We start from the raw sequence: 18,350 nt of genomic DNA, 5'->3' as shown, positions 1-18,350 counted from the left end.
CAGTTATTAGCCGAATTTCCTGATCAAAAATCTACGGTACATCCTGCCAAAGCGGGGAATATTATTGAATATATCGCCCCATAAATCGTAATAGTCACGCTGCTCCTTTATCAAGCCATCTTCGCTGAGCACCAGTTTGGTTGCCCCGTAGATAGGGGTGTTGGGATATTTCTTGAACATCATGGTCATCACCCAATCGAACATAATCACATTTTCGTTTTGGGATATGGATATTATTTCCAGTTGAAGCTGCTTTGTGCGTTTGGTCAGCCGGTTGCACATGGCAATAAAATCATCAATTCCCTCAATACGCTGAATGGTATCCTGAAAAACTATTTCCTTGTGATAGTATTTGAAAATATGCGACCAATCGGGCTTACCCTCACGGTTATATGTTTTCGACCACAATTCTTTGATCGTGTCCATATTGATTGTAAGTCTTGCCTCGACTTCTTCCTGGGGCTTCTTATCCTGAAGGTTCATGGTAATGGTTGCTTTAGTAAAATAATTGGGCTTGCATTCTGTGGCTTTTGATCCATTTAACTTGACTACCGGGGAATTTCAAACATCAATAAATCCCAGGCATCATAAGCTCTGCCCGGAAATGCTATTTCATATAATGATAGTATTTCTGCGATTGTTTCAAAAGCAAAGGTAAATATTGCAGCATTGATTCTGGCGTACTAACTGATATGATTTTCTTTAAGATGGTTTGGAACAATAATTAGAAATTCATTTTAGCAGCATTTTTGGTTCCCTGCCTGTGCGGATAGGAAGGTGCGAATGGTTTTGGGCCGGCAACCCTAAGCAACGCGCAGAATCTTCTCCATCTTGCGACCCTTCGCCAATTCATCTACCAACTTGTCCAGATACCTTACCTGTTGCGTTAACGGATTTTCGATCTCTTCAATGCGGTAGCCACAGATTACACCAGTAATGAGAGGAGTATTAGCGTGTAGTTGGGCGTTCTGAAAAAAGCTTGCAAAAGTTACCTTTTCCTCAATGAGTTCCTGCAGCTTCTTTTCATCAAAACCGGTGAGCCATTCTATTACCTGATGCAATTCTTCTTTTGTCCGGCCTTTACTCTCAACTTTTTTGATATAGTGTGGATACACCGCAGCAAATGTCATTTTTGCCATTTGCTCATCGTGTTTGGGTGTTGTTTTCATAGCTTTTGTTTTAATCTTTAGATCATACAAATTATTTCAGCCTTTCCAACAGGTCTTTTCTTTTCACGAGGTTCTTATAGTCCCACTGAATTTCCCTTGATTTCTTTAACCATCTTTTCAGATCGGCCAGGTCAACCTGCTCGGTTGAAGTGTAACGAATGGATGCATCTTTAAATTTACCCGTTCCAATTTTAAGTTTTTCTTCTTCAAAATCTGCACCGCTCCAAAACATCAGCCGGATGCAGTCCTTCTGTTTGCTATAACCTACAGTGGGATTGCCATCTAAAAACCAGACCGGATGTGCATGCCAGGTTTTGCTTTCTGCCTCAGTAAGTTCGGCGGCAATTGTAGTTGCAAGCAGAGTGCAGATTTCTTTGTCAACCGCTGTTTGCCTGTTGTTATATGCCTGAATTTCTGGGTTCATATTTGTTTTAAGTTTTGTTGGCTATTAATATTGCACCCCGAGGCAGCCTATAAAGCAGCCTAAGGTATCAGTCACGAAAATACAAATAAATTCAGATGGCAATCGGGCGGCTAAACCCGGATACTTTCATGAGTTCCAATATGAACCAAACCTCCGGAATTTATAAAGAAGGCGTTACTTAAATGGGGACATACATTCCCGACCGCTCAGGAACTTATCAAGTTGGCTTTTTGTTTTTCACATTCCTTTTTAATAGCCTGGTTCATAAGCTCAAAGCCTGCTTTCGTCTTATTTAGCACCTTTCCCATAATCAAAACAAGAAGTCCACTGAATGTTTCCCCGTGAATAAACCTGGTTTGTTGTTTATTCAATGCTTCAATGATAAAATAGTGTTCTCCATCAAAAATTCCTTTTATTCCAAGCTTACCTTTCCACCTAAACTCTTTATAAGGCTCAAAAGTTAAGATCACAGGTTTGAAAGTCATTCCGTTGCTTTCGGGCGGTTTAAGGAACACAGTTAAGTTTTGCCCAACAGCCTTATTACCCCTTATTGATTTGATAAAAGGATTCCAGTTCGGATGATTCTCAAAATCTGTCAGGACATTCCAAACCGTCTTACTATCAGATTCAATAATTATTTGAGTTTCAATCTTTTTCATTCTACTTGTTTAATGATTGGCGATGCTTTCCTGCCTAAAAGTTAGCATTGTCAGCCACGAAAAAACAAATAAATTTTCCCGGACTTGCACCATTGCGATTCCTTATCCTGTTTAGAGGAAATCTTGAATTATTCATTTTGGGAAACAATAACTATTGGGGATTGTTTTCACCAAGAGTTATTTTTTGGGTGAGTGGCATGTTTATTTCAGCTGCGAATTTTCTAGCTGGAATGATGATTCAAATGGCTTCCTTCTTTTGCTTCTGCTTCAGTTTTTCTACTAAACGATTAAGCTTAAGGATTTCTGTGGATAGTTTATCATTTGCAGATTCTAATTTATTTTTTCTTCCTTCAACATCCAAAGCTTCATCAATATTTGTGATGCGCAATTCCCTTAGTGCTTTTATGTGGTTTACCAGCTTACCAATTATTTGAGTAAGTTCATTTTCTCTTTTCTTTAAGTCTGAAATGTCTGTTGCTATGAGTATATAATTATCGCCTTGCAGATAAGGTGGCAAAAAGTGAATAGACAGTCTGAGATACAATGAATTGGTTAGGGTAACAATTAAAACATCATGCTTGTCATGAGCCAGTTGAGCAAGAAAGTTATCTAATTTTGAATTATCACCTGGGCTGATGAAACGTTTAAGGGAAGAACCAATAACCTTTTCATATGGGGATTGTACAATATCAGTAAATCTCGGGTTACAATAAAGAATCGTACCTTCTTTTGTTAGCGTAACCGCCCCTTCGCTCATTTCCTCTATGAAAGTACGATAGGGTGTTTCAGCAGAGCTGACAGAATAGACTTGTTCTCCCTTGCTGCCGGAAACCATAATCGCATCTACTTCTCCGTTTCTGATAGCTGTAAGCGCATCTTCCATTTCAGCCATGCGGGAACGTAATTCCTCATTTTCAATACTGAGCTGTTCTTTTGTTTTGTCCATTATCATCAAAAATAGAATGTGATAAAATTCCTGGAGCACTTACTTGTCCTGCACCTCTTTCAGATCCAATCCTAAAAGCACTTTATCCTTGTCCGACATATCGCCAATAATACGACGGAAAGGAAGCGGCAATTTCTTAATCAGTGTTGGCGCTGCAATGATCTGCTCACCTTTGGCTAAACTCGGATGTTGATACAGGTCAATCACTTCCAGCTCATATCTCCCTTCAAGATATTCTTCGCAAATCTTTTTCAGGTTGGTAATGGCCAAAACCGATCGAACCGTTGAACCGGTGATGTATAAACGCAATAAATATTTATCCTTGCCCTGTTTAGATACTGTAAGGTCAAGGTCATCAAACTGGCTATTTACTTTTGTTTTTTTCTCTTTCATAGCTGTATAGGAAAATATTTTATATTCAAATCAGCCTGCAGGCAATAAATCCAACCCGACAAGAACTCGTTCAGTATTCGAGAGGTCACCAATTATTTTGCGAACCGGTACAGGCAACTTTCTTACCAGTGTTGGCAGGGCAAAAATCTGATCAGCGGCTCCCAACTGTGGATTTTTCAAAAGGTCAATTACTTCAATGGAGTATTTTCCGTTCAACTGTTCATCACAAATATTTTTAAGATTTGTAAAAGCAGTAAGGGCCTTTGGTGTTTGACCGGCAACGTATAAACGAAGTACCCACATATCTTTTTCAGTTATAACTTGTTTCTTATTTCTAATTTTTTTATCTGTTTTTTCGGTCTTTGGCTTCATCTGATGATACTTTTAATTACTTTGTTTCAATTACGTCTGTGAAGTTGTTGATGTCAACTTTTCTGCTTTCAGCCATTTCTATTTTGTCTTGTTCCAGTTGTTTAATCATTTCTTCTTCTGTTTCTATGACTTTTATAGCATCGTATTCCTGCGCATCAAAATCAGCATTCAAGTTTGCAATCTTTGCTTCCAATGCCCTTCTTTTTGTTGCAACCTCACGTTTTTTTATTTCTAAATCATGCTTGCGTATCAAAACCCCAGCGTTTTCAATCGCTTCCTGTGCAATTCTGGCTGAGCCGGTTAATACTCCGCTTGCACCCACATAAACCTCACGTAAATCTACACCATGGCTGGTGATTATGAATTCACGAATCTGGTTAGAGTTTGCAATCCCACGCGATTTAAGTATGTACATTCCCCTGTTTCTTTCACCGCTTGATTCTATATCACGAAGCAATAACCAGGTGTCTATCAGGGATGATATTCCAACATCAGAACTTTCTAAACTGCATTCAGACCCGGTGAGACTTGTAAACATTGCTGTTATTTGATTGGCCTTCAGAAAATCAACAATCCGCATTAACATCGTTTTTACTTCGACCTCTTTATCGCCAATAACGAATGTATTTATTGGATCAAGAATCACAATATCAGGCTTGAATGTATTTACAGCCTTATGAGTAACTGCCAGATGCATTTCAAGGCTATAAAATGTTGGACGGGTTGCCTGGAATTGCAAAAGCCCTTTCTTCACCCAGACCTCTAATTTTATACCAATGGAAAGCATATTACGCATTAGCTGGTTTGGAGATTCTTCGAAACAGAAATATAGCACCCGTTCACCCCGCTTACAGGCCGCTTCAGCAAAATGAGCTGCAATGCTTGTTTTTCCTACACCGGCGGTACCCGAAACAAGAACAGTACTGCCGCGGTAATAACCTTTTCCTTCAAGCATATTATCAAGCGCTGTTATCCCACTTGAGATTCTTTCGTTTGATACAATATGTTGTAATCCTAAAGAAGTAACCGGTAATACTGAAAAACCAGTTTCATCAATCAGAAATGGATACTCGTTGGTGCCGTGAATTGAACCGCGATATTTAACAACCCGTAAGCGACGTGTTGAAGTCTGTTCGGTTACACGATGGTCGAGCATAATAACACAGTCTGAAACGTACTCTTCCAAACCCTGCCTGGTTAATGTTTCATCGCCGCGTTCGCCTGTAATGACCGCAGTAACACCTTTATCTTTTAGCCAGCGAAATAATCGCCGCAGTTCAGCGCGTATAATCAGTTGGTTCGGCAAACCGGCAAACAGCGATTCAATCGTGTCCAATACAACACGTTTAGCCCCGATAGAATCAATTGCATGACCAAGGCGGATAAACAATGCTTCTAAATCGTATTCCCCGGTATCTTCTATTTCACTGCGCTCAATGTGCACATGGTCAAGAGCAATTTTTTTATTTTTTATCAGATCATTCAAATCAAAACCAAGTGAGGCGACATTTATGGTCAGTTCTTCATTGGTTTCTTCGAATGACATCAATACCCCCGGTTCGTTAAACTGGGTCGCACCACGAACAAGAAACTCAATACCAAAAAGCGTTTTTCCGCAGCCTGCGCCACCGCAGACCAGTGTTGGTCTGCCTTTGGGTAAACCACCGGCAGTTATTTCATCAAACCCCTGAATTCCGGTTGGAGACTTTGGAAGTTGAATAGTGGAAGTTTTATGATTTACCTTTTTCATTCAAACATTTTTACTGTTTTGGTAATGACAAGACACAGATATACAGGCAAATATACCTTTTTCAAAATTTCCATAAAATTCGTATGGATTATGGAATTGGATGTTACATGATTATTGAAAAATGTTACAGAATTCACAGGTTTTGTAAACAAAACCATTACCGTTTTAAAGAGTTTATGAACCAGCAAACGGGCAGGAGTTGTTATATCAAGTTTCCAGGAAGGCAAAGTTCTGCCAGACTGAACAATATTTATAGCTTGTTGTATTATTGTTAAAGCGTGGTATTCGGGCGGCAAAGCCCGGATGCCTTTTTAGGAAGATTTAACCAGTGATAAGAAGAACCCTTTTAATAGTGCAGCCCAATCTTGTTTCTTACTGCGTCCAATAAATGAATGAGCTGTTCGCTGGTTCTGAATGTCATTAGCGGGCTTTCTGTTTTGCCTTTCAGAAGCAAATTGTTGAAATGCTCAATTTCATAACTATAGCCATTTGTTTTCACCTCAAAATCAAACCTCTGGATTTTACCACCCTTTTCAATGCTGAATGAAGAGGGAGCGTGAAAATTCGGCTGAATCGTGATCCTACCCTGTTCACCGAAAATGCTCGCCGCATTTGGAGTTTGTTCAAGGAATGAACTTTTTAAATGGGCTTTGACATGATTCCCATAGCTAAAAATCATGTCGCAAGATGAATCAGCGCCGGAATCGAAAAAACTTGCGTTGGCCTTAATATCATCGGGCATTCCCAGCACCGATAAAGCCAGAAATACAGGATAGATTCCAATATCAAGCAAACTTCCGCCGCCCAGTATCTTTTTTATTAGCCTTGATTCAGGATCATAGTGTGGTTTGAACCCAAAGTCGGCTTCCAATCCGGTAATATTACCAATGTCCCCTTCTTGTATAAGCTGCAAAACCATCTGGTAATGCGGCAGAAATCTTGTCCACATAGCTTCCATGAGCAGTGTATTACTGGCTTTGGCTGTTTCTATCATTTCCTTTGCCTGCGTGCTGTTCATTGCAAAAGGCTTCTCGCACAATACGGCCTTTTTACGGTTCAGGCAAAGCACAGTATGCGCTTTATGAAAAGCGTGAGGAGTGGCAATGTAAACTGCATCAACCTGAGGATCGTCGGCCAAAAGTTGATAGCTATCGTAAGCCATCGTAGCATTATATTTTGTTGTAAAAGCTTTTGCCCTGTCCTTATCCCTGGAAGCAATAGCCAGGAGTTCCGCATTGGGAACTTTTTGGATGTCTTCAGCAAATTTGTGGGCAATGTTGCCCGCTCCAATAATGCCCCAGCGGACTTTTTTAGTTAAGATCATCATATTCATCTCCTTAAATTAATTCGTTGCATTTGTGGAATTCCTTGGGCTTCTTATTACTATAAGTATTGATATAATTCCACTGACTGTCTGGTTCTAAAGTAAAACAGATAGCTCTTTTTCTGGCAATTTCAATTCCTATTACTGTCAAACAGTTACTGCGGTGGGCGAAAAGGCTCATTGGCCTCTTCCTGATCAGGTGCTGGCCTCTGTAATTATTACAAATTCCCTGAAATTTTCTTTATCTATTATCTTTGCTTCTGCTTTATACGCCTCAATAAACGTTGTAGGTAATTTATTGCCTTTCTTTTTGAGCCACTTAAATTCATATCCAAAAACCTTTCCTCCATTTTCTTCTACGAAATCAACCTCCTGCTGTTGTTTGGTTCTCCAAAAGTATGTGTGAGCAAGGCTTTGTTTATACTCGATTTGCTTAAACCTCTCTGAAACCAGGAAGTTTTCCCAAAGCGCCCCTTTATCCGTCCTCAGTTCAATTGGATTAAAATTGCCAATGACCATATTTCTGATACCGTTATCATAGAAGTAAATCTTCTTATTGGTTTTAATTTCGTTCCTAAGGTTTCGGCTAAAGCTGCTTAATTTAAAAATGATGAATCCTTTTTCCAGGATATCAATGTATTTGCCAACTGTGTTTTTATCAACATTAGCCATTTGAGCCAATTCAGAATAGTTAACCTCGCTGCCAATCTGAAGCGCCAACGCCTGAACTAACTTGTCAAGAACTTCAGGCTTACGGATTTCTGCATACGAAAGAATGTCTTTATACAAATAGCTGTTCACTAAGTTCCGTAAGATGCTTACTTCGTCTCCGGCATTATTGAGAACATCGGGGTAGAATCCATAAAGCAATCTGTTTTCTAAATTTTGCTCTGCGTGCAAATAACCGTGGTGGTTTTCGTATTCTTCCCATGAAACCGGATATAAATGATATTCCCATTTTCTCCCGGTCAACGGTTCGTTAATCCTGTTACTCAAATCAAAGGAGGATGAGCCACTTGCAAACAATTGAACATCTTTAAACCTGTCAGTAATTAATTTCATCGTGATGCCAATACCCTCAATTCTCTGAGCTTCATCAATAAAAACATAGTTGTGTTTTCCCAGGATCGTTCGAATCTGCTCTGTATTGGGTTCAGTCAACAAAGTTCTGGTACTTGGGTCGTCACCATCAAGAAGTAAATAGTCTTTCGATTCCAGGATAGATTCAATCAGTGTTGTTTTTCCCACTTGCCGTGGTCCGATTACAACAATCGCTTTTCCTGAATCAATACGATTCTTAATCCTGCCGCTTAGAAATCTTGAATACATGATTTTTGTTGCAAAGGTAATAACTTTTGGTGATCATATTCACCAAAAGTTATGTTTTAATGTGAATGGCGACTTTATCTTGATTCCATGACAAAGGAATCATCTACGAGATTCTGTTGAATCTGCTTTATCCGCATTCTGTTCCTTATTCAAACCAACTCGTTTTGCAGCTAAACCATTCTTGCCTGATTGTAAGGTGAAGGATTTAGTAGATGCTTAAGAGAGAACTGTAAAATGAGAATGGGGAAGCTTTACGCTTCCCCATTCAGCCCTCCTTGTCCCTATCAACCTACAAAAGGTAACATCAATCTAAGGAAAATACAGCTTATTTGATAACCTGCAATTTTTTAGTGTATGTTCCCTGGTTGGTAGTAATTTGTATTAAATACATTCCATTGCTTACGAATGATAAATCCAACAATGCATGGTAGTGTTTGTCATGCACTGTGTACACGGCTTTCCCTGAAATATCTGTTATACTTATTCTTTCTATCATCTGATTTGCAGTTATCTGCAATTGATTGCTGGCAGGGTTTGGAAATAGGTTCACATCAAACTGCTGCACTTCGATGATGGAAGTACCTAATTCTACCTGCAGCGTTACCGGGATAATTAACAGTGGGTTGTCTGGATCGTTGCTTGTGACTCGAAGGTTCGCAGTGTAAGTAGCAGTTTCCAGCCCTTCAGCGTTTAATGAAACGGCTATATCCTGGGTAGCAGCTTCATCAATCACACTTGTAATCGGGTCAATGCTCAACCAATTCATGCCATTGAATGAAAGATTTGCGCGGATATTCCAGTTAGCATTCATACCGTAACCGGTAAGGTGTTCCCAATTGGTGCCATCCTCACTTACCCAATCTCCATCTTGCACGGCCGGGCCCCCATCAATCCCCAGGATGTATGTTCCAGCCTCGTGTATAACTTCAAAACCTACCCAGATATCAGATCCGCTTATAGTAATAGCATTGTTGAGTACAATTGTATTCCAGCTTTCAGGGAGCAGTGCATAATCTTGCTGGTAGAGAATTGAACCAGGGGAGGTTGTGGTGCCGGCATCCCAGATAATGAATTTAAGATTTGATGGGGTATCTTTCATATAAACGTCAACAGATTCAAGCTGATAGTTTTCAAAAACTGATGTTAGCTCTGATGGAAACCGGGCAGCTCCATAGAAAGTTCCTCCGTCAATCAACCCAACAGCGTCGGCATTAGGTCCGTCGTAATGAATTGTGGTTCCTGTTCTGCTTTCTATCGTTGCACCTTCATCCTGAATGTTTGCTTTTTGTTTCGCAAAAGCAAGTTTGCCCGACTTATAATCAATACCGGTTGGAACATGTTGAACTTTGGGTGTAGCAGCGGTGTATTGGACAATAATATTATAATGTAGCAAAGCATCACCAACATTTTCAATGGTTAAGGTTTGTAATGTTGAATCTCCCGGAGCAAGAGTCTCAGCTATCTCCATTGGATTAATTTCAATTCCTGGATTACCGGGTTCTAAATCTAACATAAAGCTTATCCATTCACCCGTTGGTAATTCGGCTGCACCGATGAATTTATTACCATCAGGTGTTACATTATTGATACTAAAGAAGATCCAATCTGAAGCTTCAAACCAACCCCTGCCAGCTACATACTCATTAAATGTTTCCATGCTGCCATCAGGATGCCTCACAAAAGCTCTCCTGTCGGGAGGTTGTGGAGGGAAGCCTTCGGCGGTATAGCCGAATACGGTGCCGTCATCAAGAACCTTAAGAGGGCTCAACGAACCAAGGTTCAGGCTATTTTGGAATAGAGTAATCCCTTCAGTTGGTGACCAAATGAAGCCGTTTTCCCAACCCAATGAACCTGTAACGTAGTTGCCACTGGCAGAAGCGCCAAATGCTTCGCCATACTGCGTTTCATCAACAAAGATAATTTCATCGTTATACCAGATAACTGGAGTCCTGGTCCAGTTTGGTTCAGCCCAACCGTATATTACACTTCCGTTGGCGCTGATTCCGTTTGCCCTGGAGTTTGCCTGAATGGTTGAACCAATCATATCGTATCCTTCCTCCTGTGTCCAGCTAAAAGCCTTCACTGTCCAGTCAGGAAACCATTGCATGCCTGCCACTGTGCTTCCATTGGCTGTGATGCCATAAATACTGTTGTAAAATGTTCCGAATATTTCCGGAGAATCAGGATTAAAACCTAAGAACTGCCATTGGCCGGTTGTTTTGTCCCAAAGTCCGGCAGTACTCACTTCCATTCCTTCGTACTGAAATTCGGTATTGTAGGTGCCTGCAACTATTCCGTTGTCTGAAACCCCCTGGGCATCACCAACGAATCCAACGGTTCCGCTAAACATTGTCCATAAATAGCTGCTCATTCCACCAAACTCGCTTCCCGATACGTACATTCCATTTGATGAAATACCTGTTGGGAAGGTGTATTGAGGAAAAATTACTGTAAGATCCACCGGTTGAGCCTGCATTACAATGAGTGTTGCAACTATTGTAGCTGTTGGATTCACCGTGTCATTGCTTGTAATGTTAATATTTGCCTGATATGTGCCCAAATCGAGACCAGAAGCATCGAAGGCCAATGAAATTGTTTGGTTGGACATCGCAGGAATACTGCCACTGATTGGACTGGCGGCCAGCCAGGAGTTACCATCAAGAAATTCAATGGCTATATCGAAAGTCAGGTTCTGAATACCATCATTCATGACTTTAAAGGATTTTGAACCAGAACCATCCTGCCCTACTGTTTGGCTAATTTCCAACGTACTGACATTCATGATAGGTGAGTCGTCTATTTCTTCGCCCAGCGATATATCATCAACAACCCAATAATGACCCAGTTCGCCTTCATACTTGAATGCTATGTAAACATCTTCGCCGGCATATGCTTCAAGGTCAATGAAATGCTGTGCCCAGTTTTCCACCACATCCTCAACCGTCCATACCTCAACAAAATCCTCGTCACCAGGGTTGCCACTTCCAGTACTGACCAAAACGCTGTTCTTGGTATAATAGGCGGCATCGCCAACAAGGCTCCAAAAGGACAGATAGAAAAATCCTTCTTCAGGAATAGTTATTTGCGGCGAAACCAACCAGCCATCCTGATATTGCCAGCTATATCCATGGTAGGCAGAATATTGTCCTCCGGGAGTATTGTTATACCAGCTTTGGTACCATGCACTTCCGTCGCCATCTGAATCAAAAATTGACCATCCTATGGGCGGAAAAGTTTCGCCTTCAAAATCCTCCGTGAATGGATAGACATTTGGGTCAATAACTTCCAGCGTTACAAGCACCGAAGTTGTTGGGTTCTCAGGATCGTTGCTGCTTATGTTAAGGTTTGCCTGGTATGACCCAAACCCAAGGCCATCAGCATCGAAATCAAGAAAAATTTCAAAAGACGAGAAAGTAGTGATAGTTCCGCTGGATGGGTTTACTGAAAGCCATCCTGCAGTATTGAGATATTCAATTGCAACATTGAAATTCAGGTCAAGAATTCCATCATTCATAACCAACATGGATTGTGAACCGGTTCCATTCAAGCCTAGCACCTGGTTGACTATGGTTGTGCTGACATTCAGAATTGGAGAGTCGTCAACTTCCTCACCTAAAGCAATATCGTCAACATACCAGATATGACCCCAGGGGTCGCCTTCATATCTGAAAGCGATGTAGATGCTCTGCCCGGCATAAGCTTCAAGGTTTACAAAGTATTGATACCAGGCCCAGGCGTTATTGGTTTCTGTCAACGTCCAGACTTCAACATAATCATTGTTGGCCGGATCAGGACTTCCGGTGCTTACCAGAATGCTGCTCTTTTTGTATGACCAGTTATCTGCCAGCCAACTCCAGAATGTGAGGTAAAAAAAACCTTCAGTAGGCATGCTTATCAGGGGAGTAACCAACCAGTTATCCATAGTGAATTCTGAACTTGAGTTATGGTATGCTGAGGTTATTCCATCCGGGGTGTGGTTAAGCCAGGGGTGAAGTTCCCAGTTTTGGGAAGCATTCAACAGGCTGTGCATGCTCCATCCGGTGGGAGGAAATACAACTCCTTCAAAATCCTCGTTGAAAGGATAGTCAGTTCTCCCTTTATCCTGCATCTCACCTGGGAAAACATGCATTGTGCTTAGTGTTAAAACCAGGGCTAATAATGAAACCCCAATTTGTAGAATAGATTTTCTGCGCATAGCAAATTGTTTTTGATTAAAATAATTGATCAGTTTTTATTTATTGGAATTTGTGTTTAGGCTATTATTTGAAGGCTTATGATCCGTCAACTCTTTCTCTTCGATGAATTTGAGCAGTTTTTTTAATGCCCTTGTTTTATCCCTGTTGCGCTCCAGCAGCTTTTGAACATTATCTTCTGGCTTTGGCTCTTCTTTTGAATTATCTGATGATCGTTGCATAGTGTATAATTTTTCGCAATGGTATTATGGTCCTTTGTATTTGGGTTTCTTGCAAACTATAATTTGCCTGCATCGCAATCATTTTATTTTGCTACCCGAAGCTTTCTGGTTATAGTTTCATTCTGTGTAGTTAAAAGAACCAGGTATAAACCAGTCGGAAAGCCTGAGATATCAATTTGCATTGATTTTACCCCGAGCTGTTGTTGGTGAACAATTTTGCCGGTTGCATCTATAAGTTTTATTTTTTCAATTTCAGTATCCATACTCACTGTAACTACTGAACTTGCCGGGTTCGGGAATAAGCTGACTGAAGTGGAAGGAATACTGAGTACTGAAACTGTGCCTGGAATCATAGCAACATCAACTGTTACATTCTGATCTGTCACAACAACATCGCCCTGAACAGTAATAAAACCATCAAGCGATACGCTATAGCTGTAAACTCCCGGTTCTATCTGGAAAAATGAATAATTGTTGGGTGGATTTGTATTGGTTCCTAGAGTAATTGCTGCATTCTCAAGGGAATTTCCATCCTCATCATTCACCTCGAATACGACTTTATAAAATACTTTTGATAAGTCCCACTTCATGAAAAAACCGGCATCATGGATCGAGTAAAACTGGTTACCATCAGTAAATTCGACATAATCAATTGATGCACCCACGGCATATACCTGATCATTTTGCATAGCAATAGCATCCCTGTATTCAACCCTTGATTCAATCCCTTCTCCATACAGCGCAAAAGCTTTTTCAAATTCACCCTCCCCATCAATGATTACCTGAAACATCCCCAAACTATTGGGACTTTGCATTTCAATTACTTTATTCCCCTCAAAATATAACGGGGTGTAGCTGTCGAAACCACCTCCAATAAAAATCCTGTTCTCATCATCAATATTCAGGTTAAAAGCTCTTGAGGCAAACTCACTTCCCATGCTTTTAAGCCAGATCAGGTCAAGGTTATCAGTGAACTTTGCTACATAAGCATCCTCATAACCATAGGCCATGGGCTGACTACCCTGTATGTTGAAATCAGATGCGGATTCAAAAAAACCGGCGGCAACCAGATTGCCATCGGAATCAAGTTTTAGGCGGGTTAAATTTTGGTTCATACTACTGCCGTATGCAATAACTTCCGAAACTTGTGCACTCCCGGTTGAGAGTTTTACAATGCTTATCCAATCATACCAGCCTTGCCCTACATAAGGCAATATGGTGTCGCCAACAATTAGCGGTTTTGAATATTCTATTGCCAGAAAAAGATCTTCATTATTTGTAATGAGGGATCTTGCATTGGACCAACCCGGATCACCTTCGTCTGTAAAATTGAAATTTGTTCCCCAAACAGCTACTCCCTGCGAATCAAGTTTGGCAATGAAGGTTTGAGTGCCCCATCCCGTCTGGGTGTATAGAAATTCTATGCTATCAATAGCAAAACTTGTATTGGAATATCCGGAAATGTAAATATTGTCACCAGCATCAATTGTAACCCTGGTAATGGACATATTGTAATATTCCTCGTAAGGCAGTATTGGTTTATACCAAATCAAGCTACCGTCAGAACCAGAGAACTTCGCAACAACTCCTCTCGAAGTCCATTCCATAACTGGCACATAAACTACTTCGCCGTTAATTTTAATGGTATCGTTTGATGAAGACCATCCCACAGCAACAATATTGTTTTCGCTATCCAATGCCAGTTCGAAAAAGGTTTCATAACCTTCGCCAACCATAGTAGCATTCCATATAATGTTACCATCCAGATCCATTTTAACAATCAGTGCATTGCTGCTGGTATAATAAGGTAAACTTACGCCATCATATTCACCGTCCAGGTACCAATAACCATTGGTAATTATTGATTCCCCATCGAACACGATGTTATTGAAAGCAGATTGTTCGTTCGCTATGATATGCTTCGACCATTCAGCAGTAGTGTGCTGTGAATAAGCAAATTGTATCATTGAGAATGCTAGTAATAATGAGATAATTGTAATTCTGAACTTCATAACAGTTTATTTTATGGACTTGCGTTAAAATCGCTGCAATATTATTCAGTATCAGAAGGATGGGCAAAATATTCGTTGGCACTTTTGTACCACATTCAATTAATTGCGTTGCTACATCTTCACTACATCAATACAGTAAACTGTGATTTATAGGATGTTATAACCGAAGCAGTCATCCGGAGGCTGGAACTAATGTCAAGTAAGATGGCTTGGGAGTAGTATGGGTTAAATTAGGGAAAGGTATTCGATCAAACCCACCTCTGAGTTGGTCAGATTAAGCTTTTGGCGAAGCCGGGTTCTTGCAACATCAATGCTTCTGAGCGATTGGCCTGTAATGGATGAAATTTCTTTGGTTGTCATGTTAAGGCGAAGAAAAGCACAAAGTCTTCTCTCATTTGGGGTAAGATCGGGGCTAATCTCATTAAGCTTTTCGTAGAATTTGTTGTGAACCTGATGAAACCGTGTTTCAAACTCCTTCCAGATGCTATCTTCCTTTGAACCCTCAAGTTCATTGATTATTTCTTTGATAAGGTTCTGATTCTCTTGTTTAAAGCTGTGCCGGTTGACCATTAATTTGTCGGCAATATTATGAATAAGTTCATTCTTGCGTATTTGGTAAATCACATTTGTTGTGAGCTCTTTGTTTTTAATCTCTAATTCCTTGGCAAGCGATTCTTTTTCCAAAGCAGCTTTTTCTGAAGCAAGCTGTATGTTATTGTTCAACAGGCTTAGTCTTCGGAGTCGGTTATGGGAAAGCACATACAAAAGTCCGAGTATGACCACAATTAGCAATAAGAGAATGGCAGTAAAGAGATGACGCAACTTTTGTCTTCTCTGTTCCATGAGCCGGATCTTCTCTTTTTCCTGAAACTGCGATGTGATCTCCATTCTTGTAAACTCACGCAGGGTTTCTTCTCCTTTAATTTTATCAGAATAATCTTTTAACAGAATATGATATTTTAACGCCGAATCGGATTGGTTTAATGAATTGAAAATATCAAACAATTGCTCGCTGATTGATGATAAAATTGAGGTGTTTCCCACCACAGTGGCTAAACTATAACCATTATAAAAGTTGTCAAACGCTTTTTCATAGTTCTGCTGCGACTTGTATAAAATTCCCAGCATTCTGTATGAGGAGGCTTCACCACCTTTGTCATTCATCTCTGTCCGTATCTTCAGTGCTGCATCCATATTCTTATAAGCCTCATCAAATTCTCCCATTTTCATATAAAGGCTTCCGAGGTTATTGTGTAACATTGCCAGGGTTCTTTGTTGATTTAGTATCCGGCTTGCCAGGCTAATACCCCTGTGGTAATAATCAATGGCCTGGTTGTATTCATTCAGATTTTCGTGAACTATTCCAAGATTGTTATAAATGGAAATAACCTGGTAAGGAGGAATCGTATCGCCTCTTTCCCCAGCCAAATCAGTAAAAATCGGCAGTGCTTCGTGAAAATAGCGTTTGGCTTCCTCAAATTTCAGAAGTTGAAGCAAGACCCCGCCAAGGTTTGTTAATGCATTGGCAATGCCATTATTATTCTCTGTTTCTTTGTTAATTGCCAAAGCTTTGTGATAGTGTTGAAACGAAATATCCAGCAAGCCCTGAAAAAAACAAATATTGCCAATCGCCATTAAAGCCTGGGAATAAAACTGGTTATTGCTGCTTTTTTGGGCAATTTCCAATGCTTTGTCAGCATATTGAAATGATAGCGAAAGGTTTGTTGATGAATAGTAGTTTGCAATTTCTATCAGAGAAGCAATCCGGGTAGAATCGTCTTGTGCTACTTCGACCCTAAAGATAAGAGAATCAACTTTGCTATTGCCTTGACCGAAAGCCTCATAGTGAATTGGCCCCCAGATCAACAGCAGACTTAAAACAATTATCCGACTAAATTCTATTTTGTTTGATTCTCTATTGCAAGGCATTATTTATCAGAGCTAATATTTTAAAAGAAAATAGATACCCTCTGTATATTTTATAAAAGCAAGCTTCCTTTGCAGACCTTAACCCGGTGACCATTTTTCAATTTGCTGCCACATGGTCGGTTATATAGCCTCCGTTATTGGCTACGAATATACAAATAAATATACCTGACATTGGCAGAATGGTCTGGGTACAGCAATGCAAAGCAGAGGTGTTCAATCTCTGTTCAATAAATAATTGGCTAGCTTGACGGCATTCTCCTGATAGCCATGGTCAATTGCCACCAATAGGGTATTCTTTTTGTAATAAGCTGATAGCGTTCGCGGAGAAATAAATTCAACATCAACCTCTTCATAGCATTGAATTAACCCTTCAAGCTTAAAAGAAAATGAAGAAGAAGCGAATCTTCCCTTCGTTTGCCGTGCGATAATAGCAATGGCATCTGGGTTTATACTGTTGAAAAAATCGAATATAGTTCTTTGAAAATTTCTGATTTCCCTATTGTCGTGGTCTTCTTTTATTTCCAAATATTTGGACATTCCTGTTAAGTTGTTATAATTCCCCTGGCTGTCTTGTTCCAAAGCAAAACAGACGGCTCTTTTTTTGGCAATTTCAATTCCTATTGTTTTCATTGGGTTGCGGTTTTTAATAGTGCATGTCAGGTAGATTAATGACTTGTAACAGTTTAATCTTAACGCCACGCATGGTTACCGATAAATCGAGGCGGGCGTTGCAGACTTATCAGTCAACTGCTACCTGAAGTAATTTATTAACTCTTATCAACACAAATGAATCCTCAATTGGGGCCATTCTATTAAGAATCAATGAATCACCACTCATTTTTTCTATTTCATAAAACAATATTTCGTTAGCGAATTTGTGGGAGCAGAACATTTTTGTGCCACTCAAATTTAGTGAATATGTTCCTGTTACGGTTTCACCACCAGTGAATTCATTCATTTGCACAGAGTCATTATCAAATCTGAATGAAACTTCATTAGCTGGTATATTACTTTACCTGTCCATTCTCCAATCAACATGTTTCGGTTTACTTTCTGTTGAAAATCAGTTTGATTCAGATAATACAATGGTAATTCGTGTGGTTCTCGTTTCAATTTAAAATGTTTCCCCTCACTTAGTTCTAACAAGAAAACTGGTATTTCATGACTATCAATGATTAATAATTTGTGACCCAGGTATTCTATCAGTCTCCATTCATAAACCTGGGGTGGTCTCTCCAGCATTAAATTGTATGTCAATATTCTTGAGTCGTTCAGGAATTCAAGCGTATCAATAATTTAAATCGAGTCAGAAAGTGTAAACATTTTTTCACATAATGCGATGCTCTGAGTTTCGGTTGTTGATTTTAAGAGTCTGGAATATCTGTATTTATTTTCGGAAATTGACAAAATCATGGCGGTATCATTCAGAACCTCTATTGAAAAAGTATCAACTATTTTGGTGTGATTAGTTATCAGTAAGTTGCTGTCCGAAATTATGTTGGAAAATGTGGATAGTGAATCCCTATCTCCATTAGTGATAAACTTGAAATTTATTGCCCGAATTGGATCTTTACCAATTGATAAGATCAAGTGAAAATTATCAGTGAAAGTGTCGTTACCAAGAATTGA

General features: G+C 39.9%; 15 protein-coding genes. All 15 read right to left on the bottom strand.

All coding sequences use genetic code 11. The features are described 5' to 3' along the window. Positions 1-6: 6 nt before the first annotated feature. The 15 genes from IH597_08475 to IH597_08405 all read right to left on the bottom strand — a co-directional run bounded on the left by IH597_08475 (position 7) and on the right by IH597_08405 (position 17,351). Positions 7-483: a nuclear transport factor 2 family protein gene (locus IH597_08475; GenBank protein ID MBE0662489.1), complete on the bottom strand. Its 477-nt coding sequence runs from the start codon at positions 481-483 to the stop codon at positions 7-9. A gap of 320 nt (positions 484-803) precedes the next feature. Continuing rightward, on the bottom strand, positions 804-1,169 hold the full coding sequence (locus tag IH597_08470; protein MBE0662488.1) for a DUF2200 domain-containing protein: 366 nt from the start codon (positions 1,167-1,169) through the stop codon (positions 804-806). A gap of 31 nt (positions 1,170-1,200) precedes the next feature. Then, on the bottom strand, positions 1,201-1,593 hold the full coding sequence (locus IH597_08465) for a DUF1801 domain-containing protein (protein ID MBE0662487.1): 393 nt from the start codon (positions 1,591-1,593) through the stop codon (positions 1,201-1,203). A gap of 206 nt (positions 1,594-1,799) precedes the next feature. After that, a complete protein-coding gene (locus IH597_08460) occupies positions 1,800-2,252 on the bottom strand; it encodes an SRPBCC domain-containing protein (protein ID MBE0662486.1) in 453 nt (150 codons plus the stop codon). A 238-nt stretch (positions 2,253-2,490) separates the two neighbouring features. After that, the gene (locus IH597_08455) at positions 2,491-3,198 is read right to left on the bottom strand and encodes a PAS domain-containing protein (GenBank protein ID MBE0662485.1); all 708 of its coding nucleotides are present in this window, start codon (positions 3,196-3,198) and stop codon (positions 2,491-2,493) included. Positions 3,199-3,237: 39 nt separating this feature from the next. After that, a complete protein-coding gene (locus tag IH597_08450) occupies positions 3,238-3,591 on the bottom strand; it encodes a circadian clock KaiB family protein (GenBank protein ID MBE0662484.1) in 354 nt (117 codons plus the stop codon). A gap of 30 nt (positions 3,592-3,621) precedes the next feature. Further along, positions 3,622-3,963, bottom strand: a complete 342-nt coding sequence (gene kaiB / locus IH597_08445; protein ID MBE0662483.1) for a circadian clock protein KaiB — start codon at positions 3,961-3,963, stop codon at positions 3,622-3,624. A gap of 16 nt (positions 3,964-3,979) precedes the next feature. Next, positions 3,980-5,713, bottom strand: coding sequence for a circadian clock protein KaiC (kaiC, locus tag IH597_08440; protein MBE0662482.1), 1,734 nt, complete (start codon positions 5,711-5,713; stop codon positions 3,980-3,982). 346 nt (positions 5,714-6,059) lie between these two features. Beyond that, positions 6,060-7,037 (bottom strand): Gfo/Idh/MocA family oxidoreductase, encoded by a 978-nt coding sequence (locus IH597_08435; GenBank protein MBE0662481.1) that lies wholly within the window; start codon positions 7,035-7,037, stop codon positions 6,060-6,062. Positions 7,038-7,232: 195 nt separating this feature from the next. Then, a complete protein-coding gene (locus IH597_08430) occupies positions 7,233-8,366 on the bottom strand; it encodes an ATP-binding protein (GenBank protein ID MBE0662480.1) in 1,134 nt (377 codons plus the stop codon). 325 nt (positions 8,367-8,691) lie between these two features. After that, positions 8,692-12,561, bottom strand: coding sequence for a choice-of-anchor J domain-containing protein (locus IH597_08425; protein ID MBE0662479.1), 3,870 nt, complete (start codon positions 12,559-12,561; stop codon positions 8,692-8,694). Positions 12,562-12,597: 36 nt separating this feature from the next. Beyond that, positions 12,598-12,780: a hypothetical protein gene (locus IH597_08420; protein ID MBE0662478.1), complete on the bottom strand. Its 183-nt coding sequence runs from the start codon at positions 12,778-12,780 to the stop codon at positions 12,598-12,600. Positions 12,781-12,863: 83 nt separating this feature from the next. Further along, positions 12,864-14,792, bottom strand: a complete 1,929-nt coding sequence (locus tag IH597_08415; protein ID MBE0662477.1) for a T9SS type A sorting domain-containing protein — start codon at positions 14,790-14,792, stop codon at positions 12,864-12,866. Positions 14,793-15,017: 225 nt separating this feature from the next. Continuing rightward, positions 15,018-16,721, bottom strand: a complete 1,704-nt coding sequence (locus tag IH597_08410) for a tetratricopeptide repeat protein (protein MBE0662476.1) — start codon at positions 16,719-16,721, stop codon at positions 15,018-15,020. Positions 16,722-16,934: 213 nt separating this feature from the next. Beyond that, the gene (locus tag IH597_08405) at positions 16,935-17,351 is read right to left on the bottom strand and encodes a DUF3010 family protein (GenBank protein MBE0662475.1); all 417 of its coding nucleotides are present in this window, start codon (positions 17,349-17,351) and stop codon (positions 16,935-16,937) included. Positions 17,352-18,350: the final 999 nt, after the last annotated feature.

Source organism: Bacteroidales bacterium, assembly GCA_014860575.1.
Lineage (GTDB): Bacteria > Bacteroidota > Bacteroidia > Bacteroidales > JAAYJT01 > JAAYJT01.
Note: the sequence above shows the minus strand (reverse complement) of the source record. Positions and strands in the feature narration are given on the sequence as shown.